General features: G+C 72.1%; 22 protein-coding genes. 5 read left to right on the forward strand and 17 right to left on the reverse strand.

From position 1 onward, the window contains the following. Positions 1–26: 26 nt before the first annotated feature. The 5 genes from LHA35_RS15605 to rfbC form a co-directional block, all read right to left on the reverse strand. Entirely contained in the window at positions 27–3,302 is a 3,276-nt protein-coding gene (locus tag LHA35_RS15605; RefSeq protein WP_226609523.1) for a glycosyltransferase, read from the reverse strand. An 11-nt stretch (positions 3,303–3,313) separates the two neighbouring features. Next, the gene (gene rfbA, locus LHA35_RS15610) at positions 3,314–4,186 is read right to left on the reverse strand and encodes a glucose-1-phosphate thymidylyltransferase RfbA (RefSeq protein WP_226609526.1); all 873 of its coding nucleotides are present in this window, start codon (positions 4,184–4,186) and stop codon (positions 3,314–3,316) included. Then, positions 4,183–5,076 (reverse strand): dTDP-4-dehydrorhamnose reductase, encoded by an 894-nt coding sequence (gene rfbD / locus LHA35_RS15615; RefSeq protein ID WP_226609528.1) that lies wholly within the window; start codon positions 5,074–5,076, stop codon positions 4,183–4,185. Before rfbD ends, rfbA begins: the two co-directional genes overlap by 4 nt. Continuing rightward, positions 5,076–6,137, reverse strand: a complete 1,062-nt coding sequence (rfbB, locus tag LHA35_RS15620; protein ID WP_226609530.1) for a dTDP-glucose 4,6-dehydratase — start codon at positions 6,135–6,137, stop codon at positions 5,076–5,078. The genes rfbD and rfbB overlap by 1 nt, the downstream gene beginning before the upstream one ends. A 72-nt stretch (positions 6,138–6,209) precedes the next feature. Beyond that, the gene (rfbC, locus tag LHA35_RS15625) at positions 6,210–6,794 is read right to left on the reverse strand and encodes a dTDP-4-dehydrorhamnose 3,5-epimerase (protein ID WP_226609532.1); all 585 of its coding nucleotides are present in this window, start codon (positions 6,792–6,794) and stop codon (positions 6,210–6,212) included. A 280-nt stretch (positions 6,795–7,074) separates the two neighbouring features. Here rfbC and LHA35_RS15630 point away from each other — a divergent pair, with 280 nt between their 5' ends. Further along, positions 7,075–7,911: a flagellin gene (locus LHA35_RS15630; RefSeq protein ID WP_226609535.1), complete on the forward strand. Its 837-nt coding sequence runs from the start codon at positions 7,075–7,077 to the stop codon at positions 7,909–7,911. A gap of 431 nt (positions 7,912–8,342) precedes the next feature. Continuing rightward, entirely contained in the window at positions 8,343–9,317 is a 975-nt protein-coding gene (locus LHA35_RS15635; RefSeq protein WP_226609537.1) for a Bug family tripartite tricarboxylate transporter substrate binding protein, read from the forward strand. Positions 9,318–9,447: 130 nt separating this feature from the next. Here LHA35_RS15635 and tcuA read toward each other — a convergent pair whose 3' ends face one another. After that, the gene (tcuA, locus tag LHA35_RS15640) at positions 9,448–10,977 is read right to left on the reverse strand and encodes an FAD-dependent tricarballylate dehydrogenase TcuA (protein ID WP_226609539.1); all 1,530 of its coding nucleotides are present in this window, start codon (positions 10,975–10,977) and stop codon (positions 9,448–9,450) included. An 84-nt stretch (positions 10,978–11,061) separates the two neighbouring features. After that, the gene (locus tag LHA35_RS15645; RefSeq protein ID WP_226609541.1) at positions 11,062–11,730 is read right to left on the reverse strand and encodes a GntR family transcriptional regulator; all 669 of its coding nucleotides are present in this window, start codon (positions 11,728–11,730) and stop codon (positions 11,062–11,064) included. Positions 11,731–11,908: 178 nt separating this feature from the next. Here LHA35_RS15645 and LHA35_RS15650 point away from each other — a divergent pair, with 178 nt between their 5' ends. Further along, complete coding sequence (locus LHA35_RS15650; protein WP_226609544.1) at positions 11,909–12,772, forward strand: HpcH/HpaI aldolase/citrate lyase family protein; 864 nt, start codon at positions 11,909–11,911, stop codon at positions 12,770–12,772. A 126-nt stretch (positions 12,773–12,898) separates the two neighbouring features. On the opposite strand, the gene LHA35_RS15655 is transcribed toward LHA35_RS15650, so the two are convergent. The 6 genes from LHA35_RS15655 to LHA35_RS15680 form a co-directional block, all read right to left on the reverse strand. Further along, entirely contained in the window at positions 12,899–14,050 is a 1,152-nt protein-coding gene (locus LHA35_RS15655; RefSeq protein ID WP_226609546.1) for a general stress protein, read from the reverse strand. Positions 14,051–14,073: 23 nt separating this feature from the next. After that, positions 14,074–14,580 carry a hypothetical protein gene (locus LHA35_RS15660; protein WP_226609548.1) on the reverse strand — a complete coding sequence of 169 codons (507 nt, stop codon included), beginning with the start codon at positions 14,578–14,580 and terminating at the stop codon, positions 14,074–14,076. A 79-nt stretch (positions 14,581–14,659) separates the two neighbouring features. Further along, positions 14,660–15,535 (reverse strand): KPN_02809 family neutral zinc metallopeptidase, encoded by an 876-nt coding sequence (gene ypfJ, locus LHA35_RS15665; RefSeq protein WP_226609550.1) that lies wholly within the window; start codon positions 15,533–15,535, stop codon positions 14,660–14,662. A gap of 195 nt (positions 15,536–15,730) precedes the next feature. Further along, positions 15,731–16,966: a CaiB/BaiF CoA transferase family protein gene (locus LHA35_RS15670; protein WP_226609553.1), complete on the reverse strand. Its 1,236-nt coding sequence runs from the start codon at positions 16,964–16,966 to the stop codon at positions 15,731–15,733. Continuing rightward, on the reverse strand, positions 16,963–17,940 hold the full coding sequence (locus tag LHA35_RS15675; RefSeq protein ID WP_226609556.1) for a tripartite tricarboxylate transporter substrate-binding protein: 978 nt from the start codon (positions 17,938–17,940) through the stop codon (positions 16,963–16,965). The genes LHA35_RS15670 and LHA35_RS15675 overlap by 4 nt, the downstream gene beginning before the upstream one ends. A 158-nt stretch (positions 17,941–18,098) precedes the next feature. Beyond that, positions 18,099–18,950 (reverse strand): phytanoyl-CoA dioxygenase family protein, encoded by an 852-nt coding sequence (locus tag LHA35_RS15680; RefSeq protein ID WP_226609558.1) that lies wholly within the window; start codon positions 18,948–18,950, stop codon positions 18,099–18,101. 229 nt (positions 18,951–19,179) lie between these two features. On the opposite strand from LHA35_RS15680, the gene LHA35_RS15685 reads away from it, so the two are divergent. Next, positions 19,180–19,668: a CinA family protein gene (locus LHA35_RS15685; RefSeq protein ID WP_226609561.1), complete on the forward strand. Its 489-nt coding sequence runs from the start codon at positions 19,180–19,182 to the stop codon at positions 19,666–19,668. 264 nt (positions 19,669–19,932) lie between these two features. Here LHA35_RS15685 and LHA35_RS15690 read toward each other — a convergent pair whose 3' ends face one another. The 3 genes from LHA35_RS15690 to LHA35_RS15700 all read right to left on the reverse strand — a co-directional run bounded on the left by LHA35_RS15690 (position 19,933) and on the right by LHA35_RS15700 (position 22,423). Further along, on the reverse strand, positions 19,933–20,130 hold the full coding sequence (locus LHA35_RS15690) for a hypothetical protein (RefSeq protein WP_226609563.1): 198 nt from the start codon (positions 20,128–20,130) through the stop codon (positions 19,933–19,935). Positions 20,131–20,407: 277 nt separating this feature from the next. Continuing rightward, positions 20,408–21,574 carry an acyl-CoA dehydrogenase family protein gene (locus LHA35_RS15695; protein ID WP_226609565.1) on the reverse strand — a complete coding sequence of 389 codons (1,167 nt, stop codon included), beginning with the start codon at positions 21,572–21,574 and terminating at the stop codon, positions 20,408–20,410. 75 nt (positions 21,575–21,649) lie between these two features. After that, positions 21,650–22,423: an SDR family oxidoreductase gene (locus tag LHA35_RS15700; protein ID WP_226609567.1), complete on the reverse strand. Its 774-nt coding sequence runs from the start codon at positions 22,421–22,423 to the stop codon at positions 21,650–21,652. 91 nt (positions 22,424–22,514) lie between these two features. Between LHA35_RS15700 and LHA35_RS15705 the strand changes: the two genes are divergently transcribed. Continuing rightward, positions 22,515–23,189: a DUF2459 domain-containing protein gene (locus LHA35_RS15705; RefSeq protein ID WP_226609570.1), complete on the forward strand. Its 675-nt coding sequence runs from the start codon at positions 22,515–22,517 to the stop codon at positions 23,187–23,189. A 21-nt stretch (positions 23,190–23,210) separates the two neighbouring features. Here LHA35_RS15705 and LHA35_RS28670 read toward each other — a convergent pair whose 3' ends face one another. After that, positions 23,211–23,342 carry a hypothetical protein gene (locus LHA35_RS28670; protein WP_264185573.1) on the reverse strand — a complete coding sequence of 44 codons (132 nt, stop codon included), beginning with the start codon at positions 23,340–23,342 and terminating at the stop codon, positions 23,211–23,213. Between the last annotated feature and the right edge of the window lie 75 nt (positions 23,343–23,417).

The following is a 23,417-nucleotide window of genomic DNA, read 5'->3' on the forward strand; positions in this document are numbered from 1 at the left end:
CCGGTCGCGGCGTCCCGCGCTTCGCCCTACAGCGCCCAGGGCCTCTCGCGGCAGCTCGCCGCCAGATGCCGCGCGATCTCCTCCGGGCTTGGTTCGCGCAACGCCGCGAAGGGCCTCGTCCAGCGGCTCCAATGGGGGTTCCAGCCGGGGTCGAGCAGCAGTGCCTCCCCCCAGCGATCGATCAGCCGGCCCTGCTCGGCCTCCGCCCGCTCCTGCTTGATCGGGTCCGCATCGTCATGCCCGCGGCTCTTCGATTCGTAGTGCAGCAGCGCGATGCGCGGCTCGTAGAGCACCGCGAGGCCGGCGGCGCGCAGCTTCAGGCAGAAATCGACATCATTGAAGCTGACCGGCAGGGCCTGCTCGTCGAAGCCGCCGGCGGCCTCGAAAGCCTCCCGCCGGCAGGCGAGGAAGGCGCCGGTGACGGCGCCCGCCGCCCGCAGGGTCTGCCAGCGGCCGAGGGGACCCGGCGCCTCCCCCGGTTCCCCGACCCCCTCATGGCCGACCAGCCTCTCCAGGCCGCAGAGCACGCCGGCATGCTGGATGGTCCGGTCCTCATAGAGCAGCCGGGCGCCGACCGCGCCAACCTCCGGCTCGGCCAGCAGCCGGCGCAGGATGCGGTCCCAGCCGGCGGTCAGCATGCGGGTGTCGTCATTGAGGAAGAGCAGGAGGTCGCCGGGCACCTCCCGCACCGCAAGGTTGTTCAGGCGGGACCAGTTGAAGGGTTCCGCAAGGCGCAGCAGGCGGAAGCGCCCGGCCGCCTCGCCCGCGCAGAGAATCGCCAGCGTTTCGGGCGCCGTGCTGCCATTGTCGATGACCAGGACGTCGAGCAGCGCCGGATCGGCGGCCTTCGCCGCCAGCGAGGCCAGCGCCTGCCGCAGCAGCGGGCCGCCATCGCGGGTCGGGACGATGACCGTGATGCGGCTCGGCGGCGCCTCCCACTGCGCCGGGTCGTCCAGCAGCCAGGGACGGCGCAGCAGGCAGCGCAGCGCGGCCGGCGGGCCGACGGGTGCCGCCGGCGCGGGTTGCTCGGCCCGCAGCACGGAGGCGAGGCGGCGCGGGATGTGCCCCACCGGCCCCTGCCGCCGCAGCGCCGCCCAGAGCGCCCAACGTGATTCCTCTGTGCCCGGCGCCGCCCAGGCGGCGGCGAGGGCCGGGCGGGCGGCGCAGAGCAGCGCGCCGCCGGGATCGGCGAAGGCCAGCGACCATTCGTCGAGCGCACCGCGCAGCACCGGCGCGCGGTGCGAGGTGAGACCGCGGAAGGGTTCCACCGCCTCGTCCTCGTCCACCAGGAAGCCGGCGGCGCCGGGCGCGAGGCTCGCGGCATGCGCGAACCAGGCGAGCGCGGCGGGATCCAGCAGGGTGCCGGCCGGCAGCAGCAGGACCAGCCCGCCCTGCCCGGCCGCGGCGGCCGCGCGCTCGTCCCGGGAGGCATCCGCCTCCACCGGCCAGGCGCGGATGCGCGGGTCGCGCGCCGCCGCCTGATCCGCGAGCGCCCGCGCCGCGGGAGGCGCCAGGATCGTCGCCGTCCAGCGCGCCCAGCCCTGCGCGGCGAGGCTGTCGAGCGTCCGCCGCAACCCGCGCACCGTGCCGGCGGTGGCATCGATGACGATGTCGATCACCGGGCCGTCCGGGACCGGCCCGGGCGGCGGCACGGCGTGCTGGCGGCGGAACTGCGCATAGAGCTCGGGCGGCCAGGCGGCGAAGCTCTCGAGTTGCGGCAGCATCCCCTCCAGCCGCTGCAGCGTGGCGCGGGCCTCGGCAAGCTGGGTGGTGATCGCCTGCAGCGCCGGCCGCGCCTCGGCCAGCAGCGGGTCCAGCGCGAAGGCGGCGCCGATGGGGCGGCCGGTGCCGGGTTCGCGGAGCTGGAAGCGCGCCCGGCCCTCGATCGTCCGGCGTCCGTCCCAGGCCAGCCGGAAGCCGCGCGCGCCATCCTCGGCGGCGGGGCGCGGCGTGTGGGCGCGGGCGGTGCCGAGGAGGCGGCCGTTGCACAGCACCTCGACCTCGGCCGGCGTGCCGTCGCCGCGGCGGGCCCAGCCGACGATCCGGTCGCCGGTGACGTAGTCGATGCCGCCGGCGAGGCCTGCCGCCTCCGCCTCGCCCTGGCGCGCCAGCGCCTCCTCGGCATCCGTCCAGAGATAGCCATGCTGCCGGGCAAGCTCCCCGGCGATGGCCGGCAGGGCCAGCAGGCGGCGCAGCAGGGTGACGCCACCTGGCGGCTCGCTCCCGGGCGCAGGCGGATGCAGCGCCAGCCGGTCCCGCAACCAGGCGGCGGCCATGCGGCACTGCCCGGCCGAGAGGCCGGCATGCGGTGGCGCGGCCTCCTCCACCAGCCGATGGAGCACCTCGCCCCGGAACTCCGCCCCCATGAGCAGGCCGCGCAGCAGGTCCCAGCGCGTGCCGGCCACCGGCGGCGGCTCTCCCTGCAGCGGGCGGCCGAGCACGGCGAGCGAGGCATGCGCCGCGTCATCCGGCAGGACCGGCATACGCAACTGGTGCAGGCCCGCGGCGACATCCGGCAGCGCGGCCGATACGGCCGCCCGCTCGACCGGCCAGAGCCCGCCGAGCATCTCCGCCACCGCCGGCAGGCGCAGCAGGGTGGCGAGCAGCGCGCCATGGAAGGGCGGCGCGCCGGGGCTGGGCCCGGCGCCGAGCCGCCGCGCGAGCCACTCGGCGCAGGCCAGCAGGTCGGGGCCGGACAGCCCCTCCCCCGGGAGCGGACCGCCCTCTGCCAGTGGGCGCAGGATGGCCTGGCGGAAGCGCTCGCTGCCCAGGGCGTGGCGGAGCGGCAGGAGCAGCGGCACGGCGGGCGCCTCGGCGGCGGCTGCCGCCATGGCGCCGGGGCCGAAGAGCAGGCCGGCGAGCCTTGCATGATCCTCCGGCCCGGCCGCGCGCGTCAGCAGGTGCCCCGCCGTGCGGCCCGGTTCGGCCGCCGCCTGGCGCAGCGCCGCCTGCTGCGCCCCGGGCAGCGCGGCGATGCGCGCCGCGACGGGCGGCAGGTGCAGCAGGCCGGGAAGCAGCGCGCCCGGCGAGGCGGGCAGCGCCGCCGCCGCCCCGCTCAGCAGGCCGCTCGCCCGTGCCCAGTCCCAGGCCGCGGCCAGGGCAGAGGGCGGCAGGGTGACGTGGCGCGTCGGCAGCCCGGCGGCGAGGCGGAGGAGCTGGGCGCCGAATTCCTGGGAGGCCGCCAGCGCGGCGATCGGGTCGGCCGGGCGCGCGCGCGCCTCCGCCTCGGCCGGATCACGGCCGAGCAGGGCGCGGGTCGCGTGGACCAGGCCGGACCCGGGCGGGGGGACGCCGTCCGGCATGTCGGGGGCGGTCAGCCGTGCGCGTGCAGGATCAGGTTCTCGAGATACCGGCCATAGCCGCTGTTGCGGAGCGGCCTGGCGACGGCGCGGAGTTGGTCGTCGCTGATGAAGCCCTTGCGCCAAGCGATCTCCTCCGGCGAGGCGACCTTCTGGCCGGTGCGGGCCTCGATGACGCGGACGAATTCGGCGGCTTCCAGCATGCTCTCGTGCGTGCCGGTGTCGAGCCAAGCATAGCCGCGGCCGAGCCGGGCGACGCGCAGCGAGCCTTCCTCGAGATAGACCTTGTTCAGGTCGGTGATCTCCAGCTCGCCGCGCGGCGAGGGCTTCAGGGCGCGGGCGATCTGCGGCGCGCGGCCGTCATAGAAATAGAGGCCGGTCACCGCCCAGTCCGACTTCGGCTGCGCCGGCTTCTCCTCGATGCTGAGGGCGCGGCCTTCGGCATCGAATTCGACCACGCCGTAGCGCTCGGGATCGGCGACGCGATAGGCGAAGACCGCGGCCCCCCGCTCGGCGCGCACCTCCTCCATGCGCTGGTCGAGCTCGGCGCCGTGGAAGATGTTGTCGCCGAGCACCAGGGCGGAGGGGCCACCGGCGAGGAACTGCTCGGCCAGCACCAGCGCCATGGCGATGCCGTTCGGCTTCTCCTGCACCTGGTATTCGAGCCTGAGGCCCCACTGGCTGCCATCCCCGAGCAGGCGCTGGAACAGCGGCATGTCATGCGGGGTGGAGATGATCATGATCTCCCGGATCCCGGCCAGCATGAGGACCGAGAGCGGGTAGTAGACCATCGGCTTGTCGAAGACCGGGAGCAGCTGCTTGGAGACGGCAAGCGTCGCCGGGTAGAGCCGGGTGCCGCTGCCGCCGGCGAGGACGATGCCCTTCATGGGGTGGATTCCTTCATCAGCGCGTCGAGGCAGCGCTCCAGGCCCTCGCGCCAGTCCTTCGGGGGAATGCCGAGCACGGTCGCGGCGCGGGTGCAGTCGAGGCGGGAATTGGCCGGGCGGCGCGCCTTGGTCGGGTAGTCGGCGGTGGTGATGGCCGTCACCTTCGGCGCCGCCTGGCCGCGCCGCGCGGCGCCCGCGAAGATGGCTTCCGCGAAGCCATGCCAGGTGGTCCAGGGCGTGCCCGTCAGATGGGTGATGCCGAAGACCGGGTCGCCGGCCGGCGCCGCGACGAGGCGCGGCAGCAGGGTCACCGCCGCTTCCGCCAGGTCGGCGGCGAAGGTCGGCGCGCCATGCTGGTCGGCGACGACCCGCAGCTCCGGCCGCTCCTTGCCGAAGCGCAGCATGGTCTTGACGAAATTGCCGCCATGGGGGGAGCAGACCCAGGCGGTGCGCAGTGTCACGCTGCGGGGCTGGGCATTGTGCAGCAGCAGCTCCCCCGCGAGCTTGGAGGCGCCATAGGCGCCGACCGGGTCGGGCGGGTCCGCCTCGGTATAGGGCGTGTCCTTCGTGCCGTCGAAGACGTAGTCGGTGGAGTAGTGCAGCACGGGCACGCCGGCGCGGGCCGCCGCCTCGCCCAGCAGGCGTGGGCCGGTGGCGTTCACCGCGAAGGCCAGCGCGCGGTCGTCCTCGGCCTTGTCCACCGCCGTGTAGGCGGCGCAGTTCACCACCGTCTCCGGCCGGAAGCGATCGAAGGCCGCGGCGACCTGGGCCGGGTCGGTCATGTCGAAGCCGGGCGGCTCCAGCGCCTCCGCCGCATGTCCCGCGGCGGCGAGGCGCGGCAGCAGCTCGGTCGCGATCTGGCCGGTGCGGCCGATGACGAGGACGCGCATCAGCCCGCCTTTTCCGTCAGCAGGCCGAGGCGCTGGCCGCTGTACTTCTTGTCGCGCAGCGGCTGCCACCACCACTCATTGGCCAGGTACCAGTCGATGGTGGCGGCGATGCCGCTCTCGAAGCTCTGCTGCTGGCGCCAGCCGAGCTCGCGCTCGATCTTGCCGCAGTCGATCGCGTAGCGCTGGTCGTGGCCGGGGCGGTCGGCGACGAAGCGGATCAGCTCCCGCCGCGGCCGCGCCGCCGGGCGGCGCTGGTCCAGCAGGTCGCAGATGGTCTGCACCACCTCCAGGTTGCGCCGCTCGGCCCGGCCGCCGATGCAGTAGGTCTCGCCCACCGTCCCGCGCTCGACCACCGTCACCAGGGCGCGGGCATGGTCCTCGACATGCAGCCAGTCCCGGATGTTGCTGCCATCGCCATAGACGGGCAGTTCCTTGCCCTCCAGCGCATTCAGGATGATCAGCGGGATCAGCTTCTCGGGGAAGTGGTAGGGGCCGTAATTGTTGGAGCAGTTGGTGACCAGCACCGGCAGCCCATAGGTCTCGTGCCAGGCCCGCACCAGGTGGTCGGAAGCCGCCTTGCTGGCCGAGTAGGGCGAGCGCGGGTCATAGGCCGTGGTCTCGCTGAAGGCGCCGGTCGGGCCGAGCGAGCCGAAGACCTCGTCGGTCGAGATGTGGTGGAAGCGGAAGCGGGCCTTGGCCTCCGGCGCCAGCGAGGCATGGTAGCCGCGCGCCGCCTCCAGCAGGCTGAAGGTGCCGTTGATGTTGGTCTGGATGAAGTCCGCCGCGCCGGTGATGGAGCGGTCGACATGGCTCTCGGCCGCCAGGTGCATCACCGCATCGGGGCGGAACTCGGCCATCGCCGCGCGCATGCCGGGCGTGTCGCAGATATCGGCCTCCAGGAACCGGAAGCCGTGCTTCCCCTCGCAGTCGCGGATGCTGCGGCGGTCGCCGGCATAGGTCAGCTTGTCCACGACGAGCACGGTCGCGCCGCGCTCCTGCACGAGGAGGCGGGTGACCGCCGAGCCGATGAAGCCGGCTCCGCCGGTGACCAGGATGCGCATGGATCGGGCCTCATGGGTTGGGCGGGCGGGGTATGATCCCGGCGCCGCGGGCGGTGCCGTCATCGGGCCGCCTCAGTCGAAGGCAACCGGCAGGTCGCGCAGCCTTGGCGCGCGCCGGTCCTTGTCGGAGAGCTGAACCTGGTCGCCCGCGAAGGGCCAGGGCAGGGCGAGGTCGGGGTCATCCCAGGCGATGCCGCGGTCGCATTCCGGCGCATAGAGCGCGGTGACCTTGTAGGCCACCTCGGTATCCGGGGTGAGGGTGCAGAAGCCATGCGCGAAGCCGACCGGCACATAGAGCTGCTGCACATTCTCCGCCGTCAGCTCGACCGCGACATGCTGCCCGAAGGTGGGGGAGGAGCGGCGGATATCGACCGCGATGTCGAGGATGGCGCCACGCAGCACCCGCACCAGCTTGGCCTGGGCATGCGGGGGCAGCTGGAAATGCATGCCGCGGATGGTGCCCGGCCGGGCCGAGAGCGAGTGGTTGTCCTGCACGAAGACATCCGGGATCCCGAGTGCGGCGAAGTCGCGCGCGCTGTAGGTCTCGAGGAAGAACCCCCGCGCATCGCCGAACCGCCGCGGCGTGACCAGCACCGGGCCAGCCACGGGAAACCGCACTGCCGTGAAATTGCCTGCTACGCGCTCAGGATCGCTCATACCCATGTCAGTCGTCTTTCGCGCGAGGTCCCGTCAACCCCTGGGCACATGCCGCAGACAGCAATGAACTCCGTGTGCAGGAGCCGGCTGCAGCGGCCTGTCTGACTTTGCCAGCATCCCCGGACAAAGCCCAGGCGAAGTCAATTATCCGCGAGGTCGCACTCATTCCCGTCCTGGCCTCCTGATCCCCCAGCCTGCTTAACCGCGTCTTAACCCCCATGCACGACTCTCCTGCCGGGCGGTCCGAGAATCCGGGCCGCGGCCGCCGGGGAAAAACTCCATGCCGCTGAACTCCGTGAACACCAATGTCGGCGCCATGGTCGCGCTGCAGTCCCTGAACCGGACGTCAGACGAGCTGGCAGCGACCCAGAAGCGGATCTCGACAGGCTACCGCGTGGCGGATGCGCGCGATGACGGCGCGGCCTTCGCGGTGGCGGAGCGCATCCGCGGCGACATGGCGGCCACCAACTCCGCCAACCAGCAGCTCGGCGGCGTCAAGGGCCTGCTCGACGTCACCCAGACCGCCCTGCAGAACGTGTCCACCACGCTGAACAAGCTGAAGGAGATCGTCGTCAAGCTCGCCGACGGCACCATCACCGACGAGCAGCGCACCCAGTACCAGGCCCAGGCCAAGCAGCTCACCAACAACATCCGCACCTTCATCGAGGATGCCAGCTACAACGGCCTCAACATTCTGGACGATGCCAGCGCCACGGCGGTGAAGGTCATCACCAACGGCAGCGGCAAGTACTACAGCTTCAGCAGCTACTCCGCGCTGACGCAGATCTACGATCAGGTCTCCACCGTGGATGGCTGGGACCAGGCATCCGCCTCGGCGGCGCTGACGGCGGCCGGCGCGGTCGGCACCGCCATCACCCGCACCCTCACCCAGCTCAATAATTTCGGCTCCTACGCGAACTATGTCGACAGCCAGATCACCTACAACAAGGCGATCCTGGATGCCCAGGAAAGCGGCCTGGGCGCGCTGATCGATGCCGACATGGCGAAGGAGAGCGCCCGGCTGCAGGCGCTGCAGATCCGCCAGCAGCTTGGCACCCAGGCGCTCGGCATCGCCAACCAGGCGCCGCAATCGCTGCTCAGCCTGTTCCGCAGCTGACATCCGCCGGCGCCCTTCGGCGCCAGGGGCCCGCGGCCGCGCCAATGGCCATGCCGGCGGCATGCGCGCCCGGCGGCAACGCCGCGACGCCGGGCGCGTGGTGCGGCGGCAGTCCGGCCCATCCGGCGGAAGGCCCGCCGGTCGTCGCTTCGCCCCTCCCCGAGCCCGGCCGCCCGTTGCCGCCGCCTGTGCCAGGCGCGGTACGCCCGCCTTCCGGCCTGCCTGGCCGCGGGTCCGGCCCCACCAGGAGCCAGGCGCATCCCGCCCGGCAACGGATCCGCAAGGCCATTTGGCCGCAGGTCGCGGCCGAGCAGCGCCCGGCGCGCCGCCAGAGCAGCCAGCCCTGCCACCTCCCGTCGCGCCGCCCTTTCCGCCTGACCGGCTCCGCGCCTAATAGCCGAGCAGATCAACATCTTCAGGAGGAACGCCCGATGCCATGCCTGAGCCGCCGCGCCGCGCTCGCCGCGCCGGCCCTGCTGCTGCCGCTGGCCGCCGGGGCGCAGGAGGTCTGGCCCTCCCGCCCCGTCACCCTCATCGTTCCCTGGGCGCCGGGCGGCTCCAACGACATCGCCGCGCGGCTGCTCGCCCCGCATCTGGAGGCGCGCTTCGGCCAGCCCTTCGTGGTGGAGAACCGGCCGGGCGGCGGCGGCAGCATCGGCATGGGCCAGTCGGCGCGCGCCCGGCCGGACGGCCTCACCCTGCTGGTCTCCTCCGCCTCCAACCATGTCTTCCACCCGCTGATCTCGACCGAGGTCGGCTACGATGTGCGGGAGGCACTGACCGGCATCGCCATGCTGGTCGATGTGCCAAACGTGGTCGCGGTGAACCCACGCCTCGGCGTCTCCACCATCCCGGAACTGATTGCCAAGGTGCGGGCGATGCCGCAGGGCCTGACCTTCGGCTCCTCCGGCGTCGGCTCCTCCAACCACCTGGCGGGGGAGCTGTTCAAGCTGCGCACCGGGCTCGACCTGACCCATGTGCCCTATCGCGGCGGCGGGCCGGCCCTGGCCGATCTGCTGTCGGGCACCATCGAGCTCGCCTTCATGAACCTGCCGACGGTGCTTCCGCCGGCCGAGGCGGGGCGTCTCAGGCTGCTCGCGGTCGGGACGGATGTGCGGGTGCCAAGCCGGCCGGAGATCCCGACGGTGCAGGAGCAGGGCGTGGAGAATTACGCCGTACGGTCCTGGACCGGCCTCTTCGCCCCGCGCGGCACGCCGCGGCCGGTGACCGAGCGCATGGCGGCCGCCCTGAAGGAAATCCTGGACCTGCCGGCGGTGCGCCGCCGACTGGTCGAGATGGGCAGCGAGCCGCTGTTCATGGATCCGGCTGAGACCGACCGCTTCGTCCGGGCGGAATATGACCGCTGGGGCCCGGTGGTGCGGGCGGCGAACGTCAAGGCGGAATAGGCAGGGGCCCCTCCCCCGCACTGCGGGGGAAGGGTTCGGGCCAGCGGCGCCACGCGGCGGGAATGGCCGCCGTGGGGGCGCCCGGACCAGGTCTGCCGCGCCTTCCCCGCCTGCGGGGAAGGCGGGGGCGTCAGGCCGGCACGGGCGCCGGCATGCCGCCCGCATTGGCCTTGAGGTCCGCGACCGCGGTCGCGCCCGCCAGCTTGCCGAAAACCGCCCCGTTGATGAGGCCGGAGCCGCCGGGGTAGTTGAAGTAGAAGACGCCGCCGACCAGCTCGCCGCAGGCATAGAGGCCCGGGATCGGCGCCTGATCCTCATCCAGCACCCGAGCCTCTGTATCGATGCGCAGGCCCCCGAAGGTGAAAGTGATGCCGCAGCCGACCTGGAAGGCCTTGAACGGCCCCTCGTCGATGGTGTTGGCCCAGTTGGTCTTGTTGACCGCCAGGCCCTCGGTGCAGCGCCCGTCCTTGATGTTCGGATTGAAGGGGATGTCCTGGCGGACGGCCGCGTTGTAGGCGCGGATCTCCTCGAGGAAGGCCTTGCCGTCCACGCCCTCCAGCCTCGAAGCCAGCTCCTCCAGCGTGTTCGCCTCGACCTTGGTCACCTGCTTGATGCGGTACTCGTCGCGCAGCTGCTTCTCGACCTTCGCATCGAAAACCTGCCAGGCGAAGTTGCCGGGCTGCTCCAGCACGATGCGGCCATACTTCGCGTAGGTGTAGTTACGGAAATCGGCGCCCTCATCCAGGAAGCGCCTGCCGTTCGCGTTGATCAGCACGCTCCAGGGGTAGGAGTGCTTCTGGAAGGCATCGCCGACCGCGAGGTCGCCGTATTCCGGTGCATTGAAATCCCACTGCACGGCATGGCAGCCCGACCAGTTGCCGAAGGGGCTGGCGCCGATATCGAGCGCCATCTTGATGCCGTCGCCGGTGTTGAAGCGGGTGCCGCGCACCTTCGCCAGCTCCCAGCCCGGCCCGAGATAGCGGGTGCGCATCTCGGCATCGCCCTGGAAGCCGCCGGCGGCAAGGATCACGCAGGGCGCCTTGAGGTCGTAGATGCGGCCCGGCGCCTTCACCTGCACGCCCTGCACGCGGAAACCGTCATGGAGGATCTTCTGCGCACGGGTGGCGTAGCGGATCTCGATGCCGCGCTTCTTCGCGGCCTCGGTCTCCGCCTGCACCAAGCCAGGCCCGCCGCCCCAGGCCGCGACGGTCAGGCCGCCCCAGAACTTGAACTTTCCATCGATCTTGAAGGCCTGCTGGCCCCAGATCGGGACGAAGCGTACGCCTTTGCTACGCAGCCACTTCATCGTCTCGAAGCTGCGGCGGACCAGGATCTCGCAGAGGTTCGGATCGGTGCGGTTCCGGGTGACACGGAACATGTCGTCGAAGAACTGGTCCTCGGTGTAGGTGCCGAAATCGGTGCTGGCGATCTCGTCCTCCGTGAGGTCCGGCATGATCTCCTTCAGGTCCTCGACGCCGCGATAGGCGAAGCGGATGTTGCCGGCGGTGAAGCGGGTGTTGCCGCCCGCCTCATCCTCCGGCGCGCGCTCCAGCACGCAGACACGCGCGCCCTTCTCCTGCGCCGAGAGGGCGGCGCAGAAGGCCGCGTTGCCGCCGCCCACCACGATGACGTCGAATTCCTCGGTGCCTGTCCCGGCCATGGCGTTCCCCTGTGCGATCCTGCGTGTGCACCCGTGTATACAGAGACGCACGGCACTGTCCAGCCCCGGTCCCCGCCATGGCGCTCAGGCCGGCTCGGTCGCCGCCATGGCCAGCCGCGCCTCATGCGCCGCGGCGATATGGGCGCGCGCCGCCGCCTCCGCCGCCGCGCCGTCCCGGGCCGCGATGGCGGCGACGATCCGGGCATGCTCCGCCCGCGCCGCCGCGGCCCGCCCCGCCGTCTCCAGCGTGGTCGGGCCCAGCAGCAGCAGCGCGTCCGAAATCGCCGAGAGCGAGCGGAGCAGGTAGCGGTTATGCGCCGCCTGATGCAGCGCCCGGTGGAAGCGCCGGTTGTGCTCCGCTGCCGCCTCGCCGGTCAGCCCTTCCTCCTGCGCCAGCATGCGCTGCAGCAGGGCGATCTCCGGCCGGCCGGCATGCTGGGCGGCGAGCCGGGCGGCGGTGCCCTCCAGCGCCTCCCGCATCACATAGAGTTCGTCCACCTGCGCGGCGTCATAGGCGGCGACGCAGAGCCCGCGGGCCGGCAGATGGGCAATCAGCCCCTCCGACTGCAGGCGGCGGATCGCCTCCCGCACCGGGGTGCGGCTCATGCCGAGCTGCTCCGCGAGCTCGGTCTCCAGCAGGCGTTGGCCGGGGCGGAAGGTGCCGGTGCGCAGGCCTTCCCGGAACAGGTCATAGGCCCGGTCGGCGAGGCTGCCGGCGGGCTCCGGCGGGGGGGCTTTGAGGGTGCGGGCCATGGTTATTGCATACGCGTGCATGCAGGGCGCCGGCAAGCGCTTCGCAACGCCCCGCCACCGGGCACCAGCGGATTGCATTCATGCCTGAACGCCCATCCGCTGGTGCTCCTTGTTTTTCGAGCAGAGTCACGCTCCCGGGCGTTCACGCCCATCGGCGATCTGCTCTAGCCTCGGGGCCATGCGCACGCTCCCGACCTGGCGGTCCCTGCTCTATGTCCCCGCGACCCGCGACAGCTTCGTCGCCAAGGCGCATACCCGCGGCGCCGATGCCATCATCCTGGACCTGGAGGATGCCGTGGCACCGGCCGAGAAGCCGGCGGCCCGCGCCGCGCTGGCGAAAGCCGTGCCCAGCGCAGGCCAGGGCGGCGCAGATGTCTGCGTGCGGATCAACCGCCCGCTGCGCATGGCGGCGCAGGACATCGAGGCGGCGGTCGCCGCCGGCGCCGATGTGCTGGTGCTGACCAAGCTGATGGGCCCGGACCATCTCCGGCTGCTGGCGGAGATGACGGCGGAGTCGGAAGCGGCGCATGGCGTGCCGGTCGGCCGCACCCGCTTCATCGGCCTGGTCGAGACCGCGCAGGCGCTGGCGGTGATGGAGGCGATCGCGCGGGCGGACGCGCGGCTGGTCGCGCTCGGCGCCGGGGGCGAGGATCTGGCGACCGATCTCGGCATGGAGCCGGTGCCGGATGCGCTCTATGTCCCGAAGATGCTGGCCGTGATCGCGGCGCGCGCCGCGGGCGTGCTGCCGCTCGGCTTCATCGGCACGGTGGCCGGGCTTTCGGACCTCGAGGGCTATCGCGCCATGCTGCGGCGGTCCCGCGCCCTCGGCTTCGCCTGCGCGAGTTGCGTGCACCCGTCCCAGGTGCCGATCATCAACGAGGAATACGGCGCGCGGCCCGAGGAGGTGGCGCGGGCGCAGCGCATGATCGCCGCCTTCGAGGCAGCCCTGGCGCAGGGCCTGGGTGCGATCGGCTTCGAGGGGCAGATGATCGACGAACCGGTGGTGGAGCGGGCGCGCCGGCTGCTGGCCCGGGCACGATAGCCCGGGAAAGGCTCCAGTTCAGAGCCCCAGGAGCAGGTCGCGGCCGGGGCCTGCGCGGCTCAGGCCGCGTCCAGGGGTCACCTGCCCCCTGGCGGGGGAGTACGAGGGGGCAGAGCCCCCTCGCCTTCACCGGCGCGGATTGCGATCCGGCGTCACGCCGCCCGTCGCCGTCCCCGGCGTCCGGCTGCCGGTCGCGCCTTTCGCCTCGTTCTCCGGATGGGCGCCGCTGACATTGGTCCCGGCGACCTTGTCCACCCCACGCGAGGCCATGGTGCCCGGCGGGTTGCCCGGCGTGCCATCGGGCGCGCTGGTGCCCATGCCGCTGCCGGTCGTGCCGCGCGTCTCATGCTCCGGCCGCGCGCCGCTCATGTTCGTGCCGAGCGCATCATCGGCGGCACGGGAGAGCTGGGTGCCCGGCGGGTTGCCCGGCGTACCGTCAGGCGCGCTGGTGCCCATGCCGCTGCCGGCGGTGCTCCTGCTGCTTCCGGTGGCGCCGCGGGTCTCGTTCTCCGGATGCGCGCCGCTGACATTGGTGCCCGCCACCTTGTCCAGGCCTCGCGAGGCCATGGTGCCCGGCGGGTTGCCCGGCGCGCCATCCGGCGGGCCGCCGACCAACGAGGCATCGGTGCGCGTACCGGTATTGGTCCGCGTCCCCATCTGCCCCGCCGCGGTGGTGGTGCCGACGCCGGCCGCGGTGCCGATGCCGCTGGAGGGCTCCGCGGTCTCGTCGTAGCGGTTCCAGCCACCGGCACGGTAGGAGGCGGCACGCTCCTCGGTGTTGGCGGCATTGTGCCGCTGCATGATGGCCTCGATCTCCGCCGAGCGGCTGTCATCGGCGCGAACGGTCACCAGGTTGCCGCCGCGGCGGACGCCCTCGGCATAGACATGGCTCTCCTCCTCGGAGAGGCCGGCGCCGGTGAGCGCGCCGAGCAGGCCGCCCGCCGCTGCGCCGACGCCGGCGCCGGTGAGCGCCGCGACCAGCCAGCCGGCCGCGACGACCGGGCCGAGGCCCGGGATCGCCAGCGCGCCAAGGCCGGCGAGCAGGCCGGCGCCGCCGCCGACAATGGTGCCGAGCGTCGCGCCGGTTCCGGCGCCGGAGCTGGTATCGCGGTCGGTGGTGGTGTCGCTCGTCGTCGTGGTCGTCGCGGTGTCGGTGTCGCCGCGGTTGGCGATCAGGCTGATGTCGTCACGCTGGAAGCCGGCGGCTTCCAGATCACGCACGGCCGCCGAGGCATCCGCGTAGCTGTCGAAGAGCCGCGCGATGGTGCGGGTTGCCATGGAGTTACTCCGTTCCTGTTGGGTCAGCGGGCCGGGCCGGGCACGACATTGCCCTGGAAGTCGAGTGCGACGCTCACCTGCTGGCCGCCGCGCTGCGCCCGGCCGCGCCAGATGCCCTGGTCGTCCTTCTGCAGATCGGAGACGTTGGTGAAGCCCGCCGCCTCGATGCGGCTCTTCGCCTGCCCCTCGGTGAAGCTGTTCGCGCCCGGGGCCGGCGTGGTCGCGGTCCGGGTGCCGTCATCCGTGCGCACCGCGGCGTTGCCGCTATCGGTGTCGCGGGTCGGCGTGGTGGCGCCGGTGGCGGTGTCGCGGCCCGGCATGGTCGTGGCGCCGCTCGTTGCGTCACGCCCGGGCGCGGTGGCGCCGCTGCGCGCATCCGGCGCCGGCGTCGTCATGCCGGGACGGGTGGTGCTGTCCTGCGCCGCAGCATTCGGCGTGGTACGATCCGGCGTCGCGGGCGAGACCTGCGCATAGGCAGGAACGGCCGCAACCGCGCCCAGCAGCGCCAGGCGGAACATCGTCTTGCGCATTGGTATTTCCCGTGTGGTGGCCTTGCGGGCCCGTTGCCCGCTTGCGTGCCCCTAACGGCCCGCTAATCGCTGCGTTCCGTCACAACCGGTTTGTGCTGAAGGTGTCACAACGCCGGATATCCCCGGACTCCAGCCCGATGCGGAACCAGCGCACCCGCTGCGCGGAACTGCCATGGGTAAAGCTTTCGGGCACCACATAGCCCTGCGACCGACGCTGCAGCCGGTCATCGCCGACGGCGGCGGCAGCAGCGATCCCGGATTCGATGTCGCCGGGTTCAAGGAAACGCTTCATCTGCTCGGTTCGCGCCGCCCAGAGTCCGGCGAAGCAATCGGCCTGCAACTCGACGCGCACCTGCAGGGCGTTCGACTCCACCTCGCCCATCCCGCGCCGCTCCTGGTCTATGCGGCGCAGGATGCCGAGCTGGTTCTGCACATGGTGCCCGACCTCATGCGCGATGACATAGGCACGGGCGAATTCGCCGGGCGCGCCCAGCTTGCGCTCCATGTCGCGGAAGAAGGCGAAGTCGAGATAGACCTTGCGATCGGCCGGGCAGTAGAAGGGGCCGACCGCGGTCTGGGCGAAGCCGCAGGCGCTCTGGGTGCCGCCGCTGAACAGCACGAGGTTCGGCGGATCGTATTGCCGCCCCGCCTCGCGGAAGATGGCGCTCCAGGCATCCTCGGTGGTGGCCAGCACCTGCGCGACGAAGCGGCGCGGCCCGTCATCCTGGGCGACATCGGGCCTGCCGCGGCTTTCCGTGACCTGGCTCTGCGGCGGCTCACCGCCACCCGAGAGGATCACGCGCGGATCGACGCCGAGGAAGAGCGCGACAACGATCAGGACCACCGTGCCGAGGCCGCCACCGGCCACGCCGATCGGGACGCCGCGCCCCCCGAAGCCGCCGCGGCCGCGCCGGTCCTCGACATTCCCGCTTTCGCGTTCGCCTTCCAGGCGCATGGCCGGCCTCCCTCCCTGGCGCGCGTGCGCCCGGGCAGGAAACCCCGCTTCCGGAAACTGGTTCCGCAGGCGAGCGGTTGCCGAGCCGCCGGGCAGTTCCCCGGAGATCGCGAAGCTCCGGCGCCTATGTCCTGGCATACGCGCACCGGCCGCCGCCGCCGGCTCGCGGCCGCGGCGTGTTCCCGCTGCCGGGCGTCAGCCTTCCCGCACCACCCCCGCCGCGCGCAGCCGTGCCAGTTCGGCCTCGCCCAGCACCGGCTCCAGGATGGCCCGGTTGTGCTCGCCGAGCTTCGGCGCCGGCCGCGCCAGGATGCCCGGCGTGGCGGAGAGCCGCGGCACCATGCCGTGCATCGGCAGCCACCCCTCCGGCATCTCATCATCCGGCACCTCGATCACCGCCTCGCGCTCCACGACATAGCGGTCCTCGGCCAGCATCCCGGCATCCATGATCGGCCCGATGGTGACACCCGCCCTGTCGAAATGCGCCAGCGTCTCCTCCAGCGTCATCCCGCGGATGTAATCGGCGATGATGGCATCCAGCTCGTCGCTGTGCCGGAGCCGGTCGGTGTTGGTGCGGAAGCGGGGATCGGTGATCAGCGCCGATTGCCCGATGCTGCGCAGCAGCTTCTCCGTCATGCCCTGCGTCGAGGCCGAGAGGCAGACCCACCCCCCATCCTTCGTGCGATAGGCATTGCGCGGCACGGCATTGGTGCTGCGGCTGCCCGTCCGCGGCTTGATCTGGCGCGTGAGCTGCCAGTTGGCGTGCTGCGGCTCCATCATGACATGGATGGGGTCGAAGAGCGTCTGGTCGATCACCTGCCCCTGCCCGGTCGCCTCGGCATGGCGCAGCGCGATCATCGCCGCCGCCGCGCCATAGAGGCCGGCATAGCCATCCGCCATGTACATCGGCGGCAGCACCGGCTCCCGGTCCGCGAAGCCGTTGACGGCGGCGAAACCCGAATAGCCCTCCACCAGCGTGCCGAAGCCGGGCTTGTGGCGGTAGGGCCCGTCCTGGCCCCAGCCGCTGACGCGGACGATGACGAGGCGCGGGTTGATCGCCAGCAGCAGCTCGGGCGCGAGACCCATCATCTCCAGCACGCCGGGCCGGAAGCTCTCGACGAAGATCGCGGCGCCGTCCACCAGCCGCTTCACCACCGCAATCGCTTCCAGGTTCCGCAGATCGAGGCAGATCGAGAGCTTGTTGCGGCTCAGCGTCTTCCAGGTGGTGGAGATGCCCCGGGTGCGCCAGGCGCGCAGCGTGTCGCCCTCCGGCGGCTCCACCTTCACCACCTCGGCGCCGTGATCGGCCAGCACCTTGGTCAGCAGGTTGCCCGCGACCAGGCGCGAGAGGTCCACCACGCGCAGGCCCTGCAGGGCGCTGGTGGCGGCGGGGTCGAATTCGCGGCGATGCGGCACGGGTCTCTCGCTCATTCTGCGCGGATATTGGCGGCCTGCGCGACCTGACGCCAGCGGGCGAGGTCGGCGCGCAGCAGGCTGGCGAATTCCTCCGGCCCGACCGGCGAGGGCGTGTCTCCCTCGCCGTCATAGACGCGACGCAGCGTGGGATCGCCCAGCGCCTCGTTGGCAGCGGCATGGATGGCGCGCCGGATCTCCGGCGGCACGCCCTTCGGCGCCAGCAGCCCCCACCAGATCGCCACCTCGTAATCCACCCCCTGCTCCTTCACGGTTCGCACCGGCGGCACCTCCGGCGGCAGGCCGCCGCCCCTGTCGCCCTCCATGGGCGCGGTTGCGGCGATGACGCGCACCCGCTGCTCCCGGATCGCCGCATTGGCGCTGGCGACCGTCGTGATCAGGAGCTGGATGTTGCCCGCGACTAGGTCGGTCACCGCCGGCGCCGTGCCGCGGTAGGGCACGTGGCTCATGCGGATGCCGGCGGCCTGGCAGAAATACTCGGTGATGAAGTGGTTGATCCCGCCGGCGCCCAAACTGCCGTAGTCGATCGAGCCCGGCTTCTCCTTCGCCAGCCGGACCAGCGAGCCGACGTCCCGCGCCGGGTGGCTCGGGTTCAGCAGGATGAAGAAGGGCGCCCGGGCCAGCACGGCGATGGCGTCGAAGCTCCCCTCCGCATCCCAGGGCGTCTTCTGGATGACCGCCGAGGTGGCGAAGGAGGAGGAGGTGACCATCAGCGTAGTGCCATCGGCCGGCGCCTGGGCGACCTGCGCCGCGCCGATGGCGCCGCCCGCGCCGCCGCGATTCTCGATGACGAAGGGCTGGCCGAGCCGGGCCTGCAGCCGCTCCGCCAGCGGCCGCGCCACCACGTCATTCGACCCGCCCGGCGGGAAGGGCACGACGACGCGCACCGGCCGGTTCGGCCAGGCGCCCTGGGCGCGGGCGATGGCAGGGGCCGCGAGCGTGGCGGCGAAGAGGGTCCGACGGGCGATCATGCGGCCGCCTTTCCCGCCGTGGCGGGGCGGTGCGGCACCCCACCTCCGGGTGACCGGCCCGGCGTGGCGCCCGGCGCCGCGCCGGTCGGTTCGATCGAGAGCATGGACTGTTCCTCCGTTGCCTCGATCCTGGCACCGCCCGGCGCGCCGTCAACGCCCTAGCCCGGCCGCAGCGTCGCCCCCAGCTTCCCCGTCCCCGCCGCGCCGGCATAGAGGATGGCCAGTTGCCGATCGAGCACGGCGGCATGCCGGGCGACGGCATCCGGGTGCATCTCCGCTTCCGGCGGGACCTCATGCTCGAAATGGTGATGCCGGTCATTGCCGCGCACCAGCAGGGCGCTGCCGCGCGCGCCATCCTTCTGGCTGAGATGCGTCGGGATGTAGCGGATGGCGAAGCCGATCCGCGGCCAGTTCGCCCGGTTCGGCTCGGAGCCATGCACGATCAGCACGTGGTGCAGGCTCATCTCGCCCGGCTGCAGCGTGATGTCGACCGCCTCTCGCTCATCCACCTCCACCGCCACCTCCTGCCCGCGCGAGAGCAGGTTGTCCTGGGCGAAGGTATCGGTATGCGGCACCGGGCTGAGATGCGTGCCCGGCACCACGCGCATGCAGCCGCTCTGCGGCAGGCTCGGGGTGAAGGCGATCCAGGCGGTGACGACATCCGGGCTGGACAGGCCCCAATAGGTGCCGTCCTGGTGCCAGGAGACATAGGCAGGATCGCCCGCATCCTTCATGAAGAACTGGCTGGCCCAGCAGAGGATATCCGGCCCGATCACGCTCTCCACCGCGTCCAGCACCGCCGGATGGGCGACGACCTCATGCATCCAGGGGAAGAGGAGATGCGGCTTCTGGTTCATCCGCCCCGCCAGCCTTCCGCCGAGCCGCGCCTCGGTCGCCTTCAGGCGGTCCAGCAGGCCGGCGGCCTCCCCGGGCGCGAAGACACGGACCGGGAAGTGGTAGCCGCGGCGATGGTACTCCGCCACCGCAGCATCGGGGAGGGAAGCGGCCATGGGTTTCCTCCGTGCCCTCAAAGCGGGACGGCGGAGGCGAGCATGGTGCCCCGGCGGCTGTCAATCGCGGCGCTTGTCGCTGCCCCCCGGCCCCGCCTGCTGCGGATTGCATTCGGAGATGCACACCACTCCGCTGTAGTTCATCAACTGCAGAGCAGATTCACGCTCCCGGGCGCTCACGCCCGTCCGCGATCTGCTCTAGCGTTCCGGCGAAGCGGAGGAACGCCCCATGGAAACCCTGCTGCCCATCGCCGCCCGCGCCGGCACCCTGCTGAAGGCGCGTGGCGAGACCATCGCCGTCGCCGAGAGTTCGGCCGGCGGGCTCGTCTCGGCGGCGCTGCTCGCGGTGCCCGGTGCCTCGGCCTATTTCCTCGGCGGCACCGTGGTCTATACCCGCGCGGCAAGGGAGGCGCTGCTGGCCATCCCGGCGGAGAAGCTGGACGGCATCCGCCCGGCGAGCGAGCCCTATGCGGCGCTGCTGGCCGAGAGCGTGCGGGCGAAGCTCGGCACCACCTGGGGCCTGGGCGAGACCGGCGCGACCGGCCCGACCGGCAACCGCTACGGCGACCCGGCCGGCCATGCCTGCATCGCGGTGGCCGGCCCGGTCGGGCGGACGCTGATGATCCGCACCGGGAGCGACGACCGGATCGGCAACATGCGGACGTTCGGGGCGAGGCTGCTGACCTTGCTGGTGGAGTGCCTGGAAGCCGGCAGGTAGCGGGCAAGGTCCTGCCTTCCCCGGGCCGGGTTGACGCCGACCGCGGGAGATCCTGCGGGGCGGCCCCGCTTCCACCGCTCCCCGGCAGGACGCGAAGGCCCGGTCGCTATCCGGAAGCCGACGCCGCCCGGGACATCCCGCAAGCCGGACCAAATGCCGGCCCGGCATGGGGTTGATCCCCTTCACGGTCTTCGGGCCACGAAGCCGCACCGGATGCTCCGGCCCGAAGCCTCCTGCATGGCGGAACCGGGCCCCTGGCCCTGGTCAGCCGAGGAAGCCCCAGGTCGCGAAGGCGACGAGGGCGGCCACATAGATGGTCTGCAGGGTTTCCTTGACCACTACGGCCTTTCCGCCACGTTGCCCGTGCCAAGGGCGGGAAAGGGCAGCGTGCATGGAAAGACTCTGCCGGGCGGGGGCGTCAAACCGGTCCGCGATGAACAGCACCCTCTCCCGCTGCGCCATGATCGGTCTCCTGTCCGCGCATGGCTGGCTAATGCAGCGGCCGCGACGACCGTGTGACGGATGCGAGACCCTTATGTGACGCTCGACGCCGCCTTGGGCGCCTGATCGGCCGCCCCGCCCCGATCATGCCGGACCTGCCGCGGGAGGCGCCACGGGCGCAGAGCCTCCAGCGCGGAGATGCAACCTGCCGCAGGCAAGGGGGCCAGCCCTCTGCTGTCGGTCTCTGGCTGCAGGGCAGAGTCCGCTCCCGGGCCTTCACGCCCGTCCGCGATCCGTACTAGAAGTATCCCAGGCCCAGGATGCCGTCGGGACCGGGATCCTCGCCCGCCAGCCTGCGGCCGATCAGGTCGCGCAGGGTCTCGGAGGCGCCGCCGCCGAGCGAGCCGTAGCGCGCCCCGCGGTACAGGCGGGACACCGGGTACTCGTCGGTGAAGCCGAAGCCGCCATGCAGCTGCACCGCCTCGCTCGTCACGCGGATCGCCATCTCGTTGCAGAACACCTTGGCGGTGGCGGCGAGGAAGGGGTCCGGGAAGGGATCGGCGGTCCAGCAGGCACGGTAGAGCAGGCCACGCGCCGCCTCGATATCCTTGTACATGTCGGCCAGTTTCCAGCGCACGCCCTGGAAATCGGCGATCGGCCTGCCGAAGACCGGCCGGTCCCGGACATAGCGCACCGCCTCGTCGAAGGCGCCCTCCGCCAGGCCGAGGCTGATCGCCGGGTTCAGGCAACGCTGGGTGTTGAAGGCGCTCAGCAGCTTCCGGAAGCCATCCTCGCGGAGGACAAGGTTCTCAAGCGGCAGTTCGACATCCTCGAAGCGCACCTCGTGCAGGTTCTCGCCACCCATGGTGTGGAAGCTGCCGGTGACGGCGAGGCCCGGCGTGCCGCGCTCGACCAGGACGCAGCCGATGCCCTCCCGCCCCGGCCGGCCATCGATCCGGGTGAAGACGACGAACATGCCAGCCTCCTCCGCCCGGCTGATCAGCGTCTTCACGCCGTTCACCACCACGCGGTCGCCGCGCAGCACGGCATTGGTGCGGTAATTCGCCACATCGGTGCCCGCATGCGGCTCCGTCATGCAGATGGAGAGGATGCACTCCCCGCTGACCACCTGCGGCAGGATGCGGCTGCGGATGCTCTCCGGCGCATAGCGGGCGATGACGCGGGTCTGCACCCCCGCCTCGCCCAGCACCGCCATGGCGGTGGGGTAGCAGACCTTCGCCAGTTCCTCGAGCACGAGGGCCGTCTCGAAGACCGGCAGGCCGAGGCCGCCATATTCCTCGGGCACGCTCATCCCGAGCACGCCGAGCGAGGCGAGGTCGCGAATATTCTCCCAGGGGAAGGTGCCGTCCATCCAGCGCAGGGCGCGCTGGCGGAAGCGGGTCTGCGCCATCTCCCGCACCGGCGTGATCAGCGCGCGCTGCGCCTCGGTGAGCCTGAATTCCATCGCTGCCGCCCGTTCCGCCAAATCTGCCCCACCCGCCGGCGCTGGTGGGCATGGGACGGAATGCCCCGCCCTGCCCTACCCCCTGAATTGCGCGCCGGCATCCACATCGAGCGTCGAGCCGGACAGGTAGCCGCCCCGCGGGCTGGCGCAGAACACAGCGAGGTCGGCAATCTCCTCCGGCTTGCCCGCACGGCCCAGCGGCAGGCCGGAGAGCATCTCCTCCCACCGGCTCTCATCGCCCCATTTCGTCCGGGCGCGGCTTCGGGAGATGGTGATGATCCGCTCCGTCATGGTCGCGCCGGGCGCGATGCCAACGACGCGCACATTGTTGTCCGGCGTCTTGCCGCCGAGCGCGGCGGTGAAGGCGATGAGCGAGGCATTGCCGGCCGCGCCGCAGATATAGTCGGCGCGCGGCGCCCGGCCCGCCATGCCGATGATGTTGACGATGACGCCGTCGCGCTTCGCCTCCATCCCCGGCAAATAGAGCTGCGTCAGGTGGATGTAGCCGAAGACCTTCAGCGCCCAGGCCTGCTGCCAGCGCTCCAGGGAGATGTCATGCACCGTCCCGCCCGGAATGGCGCCGGCATTGTTCACCAGGATGTCGATTTCGGGGAAGGCGGCCTGCAGCGCGACGCGCGCCGTCGGGTCCGAGAGGTCGCCGGCCTGCACCGCGATGTTCACCTGGTGGCGCGATCGGATCTCGCCCGCCGCCTTCTCCAGCGCCGCCTGGTCGCGGGAGGCGAGGATAAGGTCGCAGCCTTCCGCCGCGAAGGCCTGGGCGCAGGCCAGGCCGATGCCCTTCGAGCCGCCGGTGATCAGCACCCGCTTGCCGCGGATCTCCATATCCATGTCCGTCTCCCCCGCGGTGGGCGCCGCTTGCGCCGGCCCGGCGCGCATGCGAACCGCTCGGGACCGCCAGCGCAGGACCATCTGTTTCCGCATGACTATCGCTGCCGCCCCGGGACGCCGCAAGGCCATGGCGCTGGCGCTGGCCGCCCTCGCCGGCTGCGCCGCGCCGCCGCCGCCCCTGCCCTGCGCCACGGCGCCCGAAGGGCCGCTCGCCTGGGTGGTCGATCATGGCTGGCACACCGATATCGCGCTGCGGACAGCGGATCTCGCCGGCCCACTGGCCGGCTTCCGCACGCTGTTCCCCGGCGCCGGGACGGTGGTCTTCGGCTTCGGCAAGCGTAGCTTCATGCTGGCCGGCGCCGGCGCGGTGGAGGAGCTGCTGCTTGGCCCCCTGCCCGGCCCTGGCGTGGTGCAGGTGAAGGGCCTCCGCGTCGCGCCGCCCGAGGCCTATCCGGAGGGCGCCATCGCCCTTCCCCTGCCGGAGGGCGGCCTCGCGCGCCTCTCGGCCTTCCTGTGGGAAAGCCTGGCGCTGGATGCCGCCGGCCGGCCGGTGCCGGCCCATCCCCGGCCGCTGCATGACAGCCTGTTCTACGAGTCGTCGCGCGGCTACTCGCTGCTCTACACCTGCAACACCTGGACGGCGGAGGCGCTGCGCAGCGCCGGCCTGCCGGTCCATGCCGGCGGCGTGGTGCTCACCCGCGCGGTGCTGGGGCAGTTGCCGGCCATTCCGGGCGCCTGCGCCGCACGGCGCGGCGAGGCCGGCTAACGCCGGCCCCGCCTGGACGGCTTACCTGACCACGGTGGCAGGTGCCCCGGAGGGCGGTGCCACGATGACGTCGCGCGGCTCGCTCGAACGGAAGGTCGGGCTGCAGGCCTGGAGCAGAAGGGCGAGGCTGGCGACGAGAGCGATCCGGGCCATGGGCAAGCTTCCTTTCGTGGTGGAAGGCCAGCTTGGGAAGCGCCGCGGCCGGCGGCAACGCCGCGCCGCCCACTC

This window comes from Roseicella aerolata, from assembly GCF_020523605.1.
GTDB lineage: Bacteria > Pseudomonadota > Alphaproteobacteria > Acetobacterales > Acetobacteraceae > Paracraurococcus > Paracraurococcus aerolatus.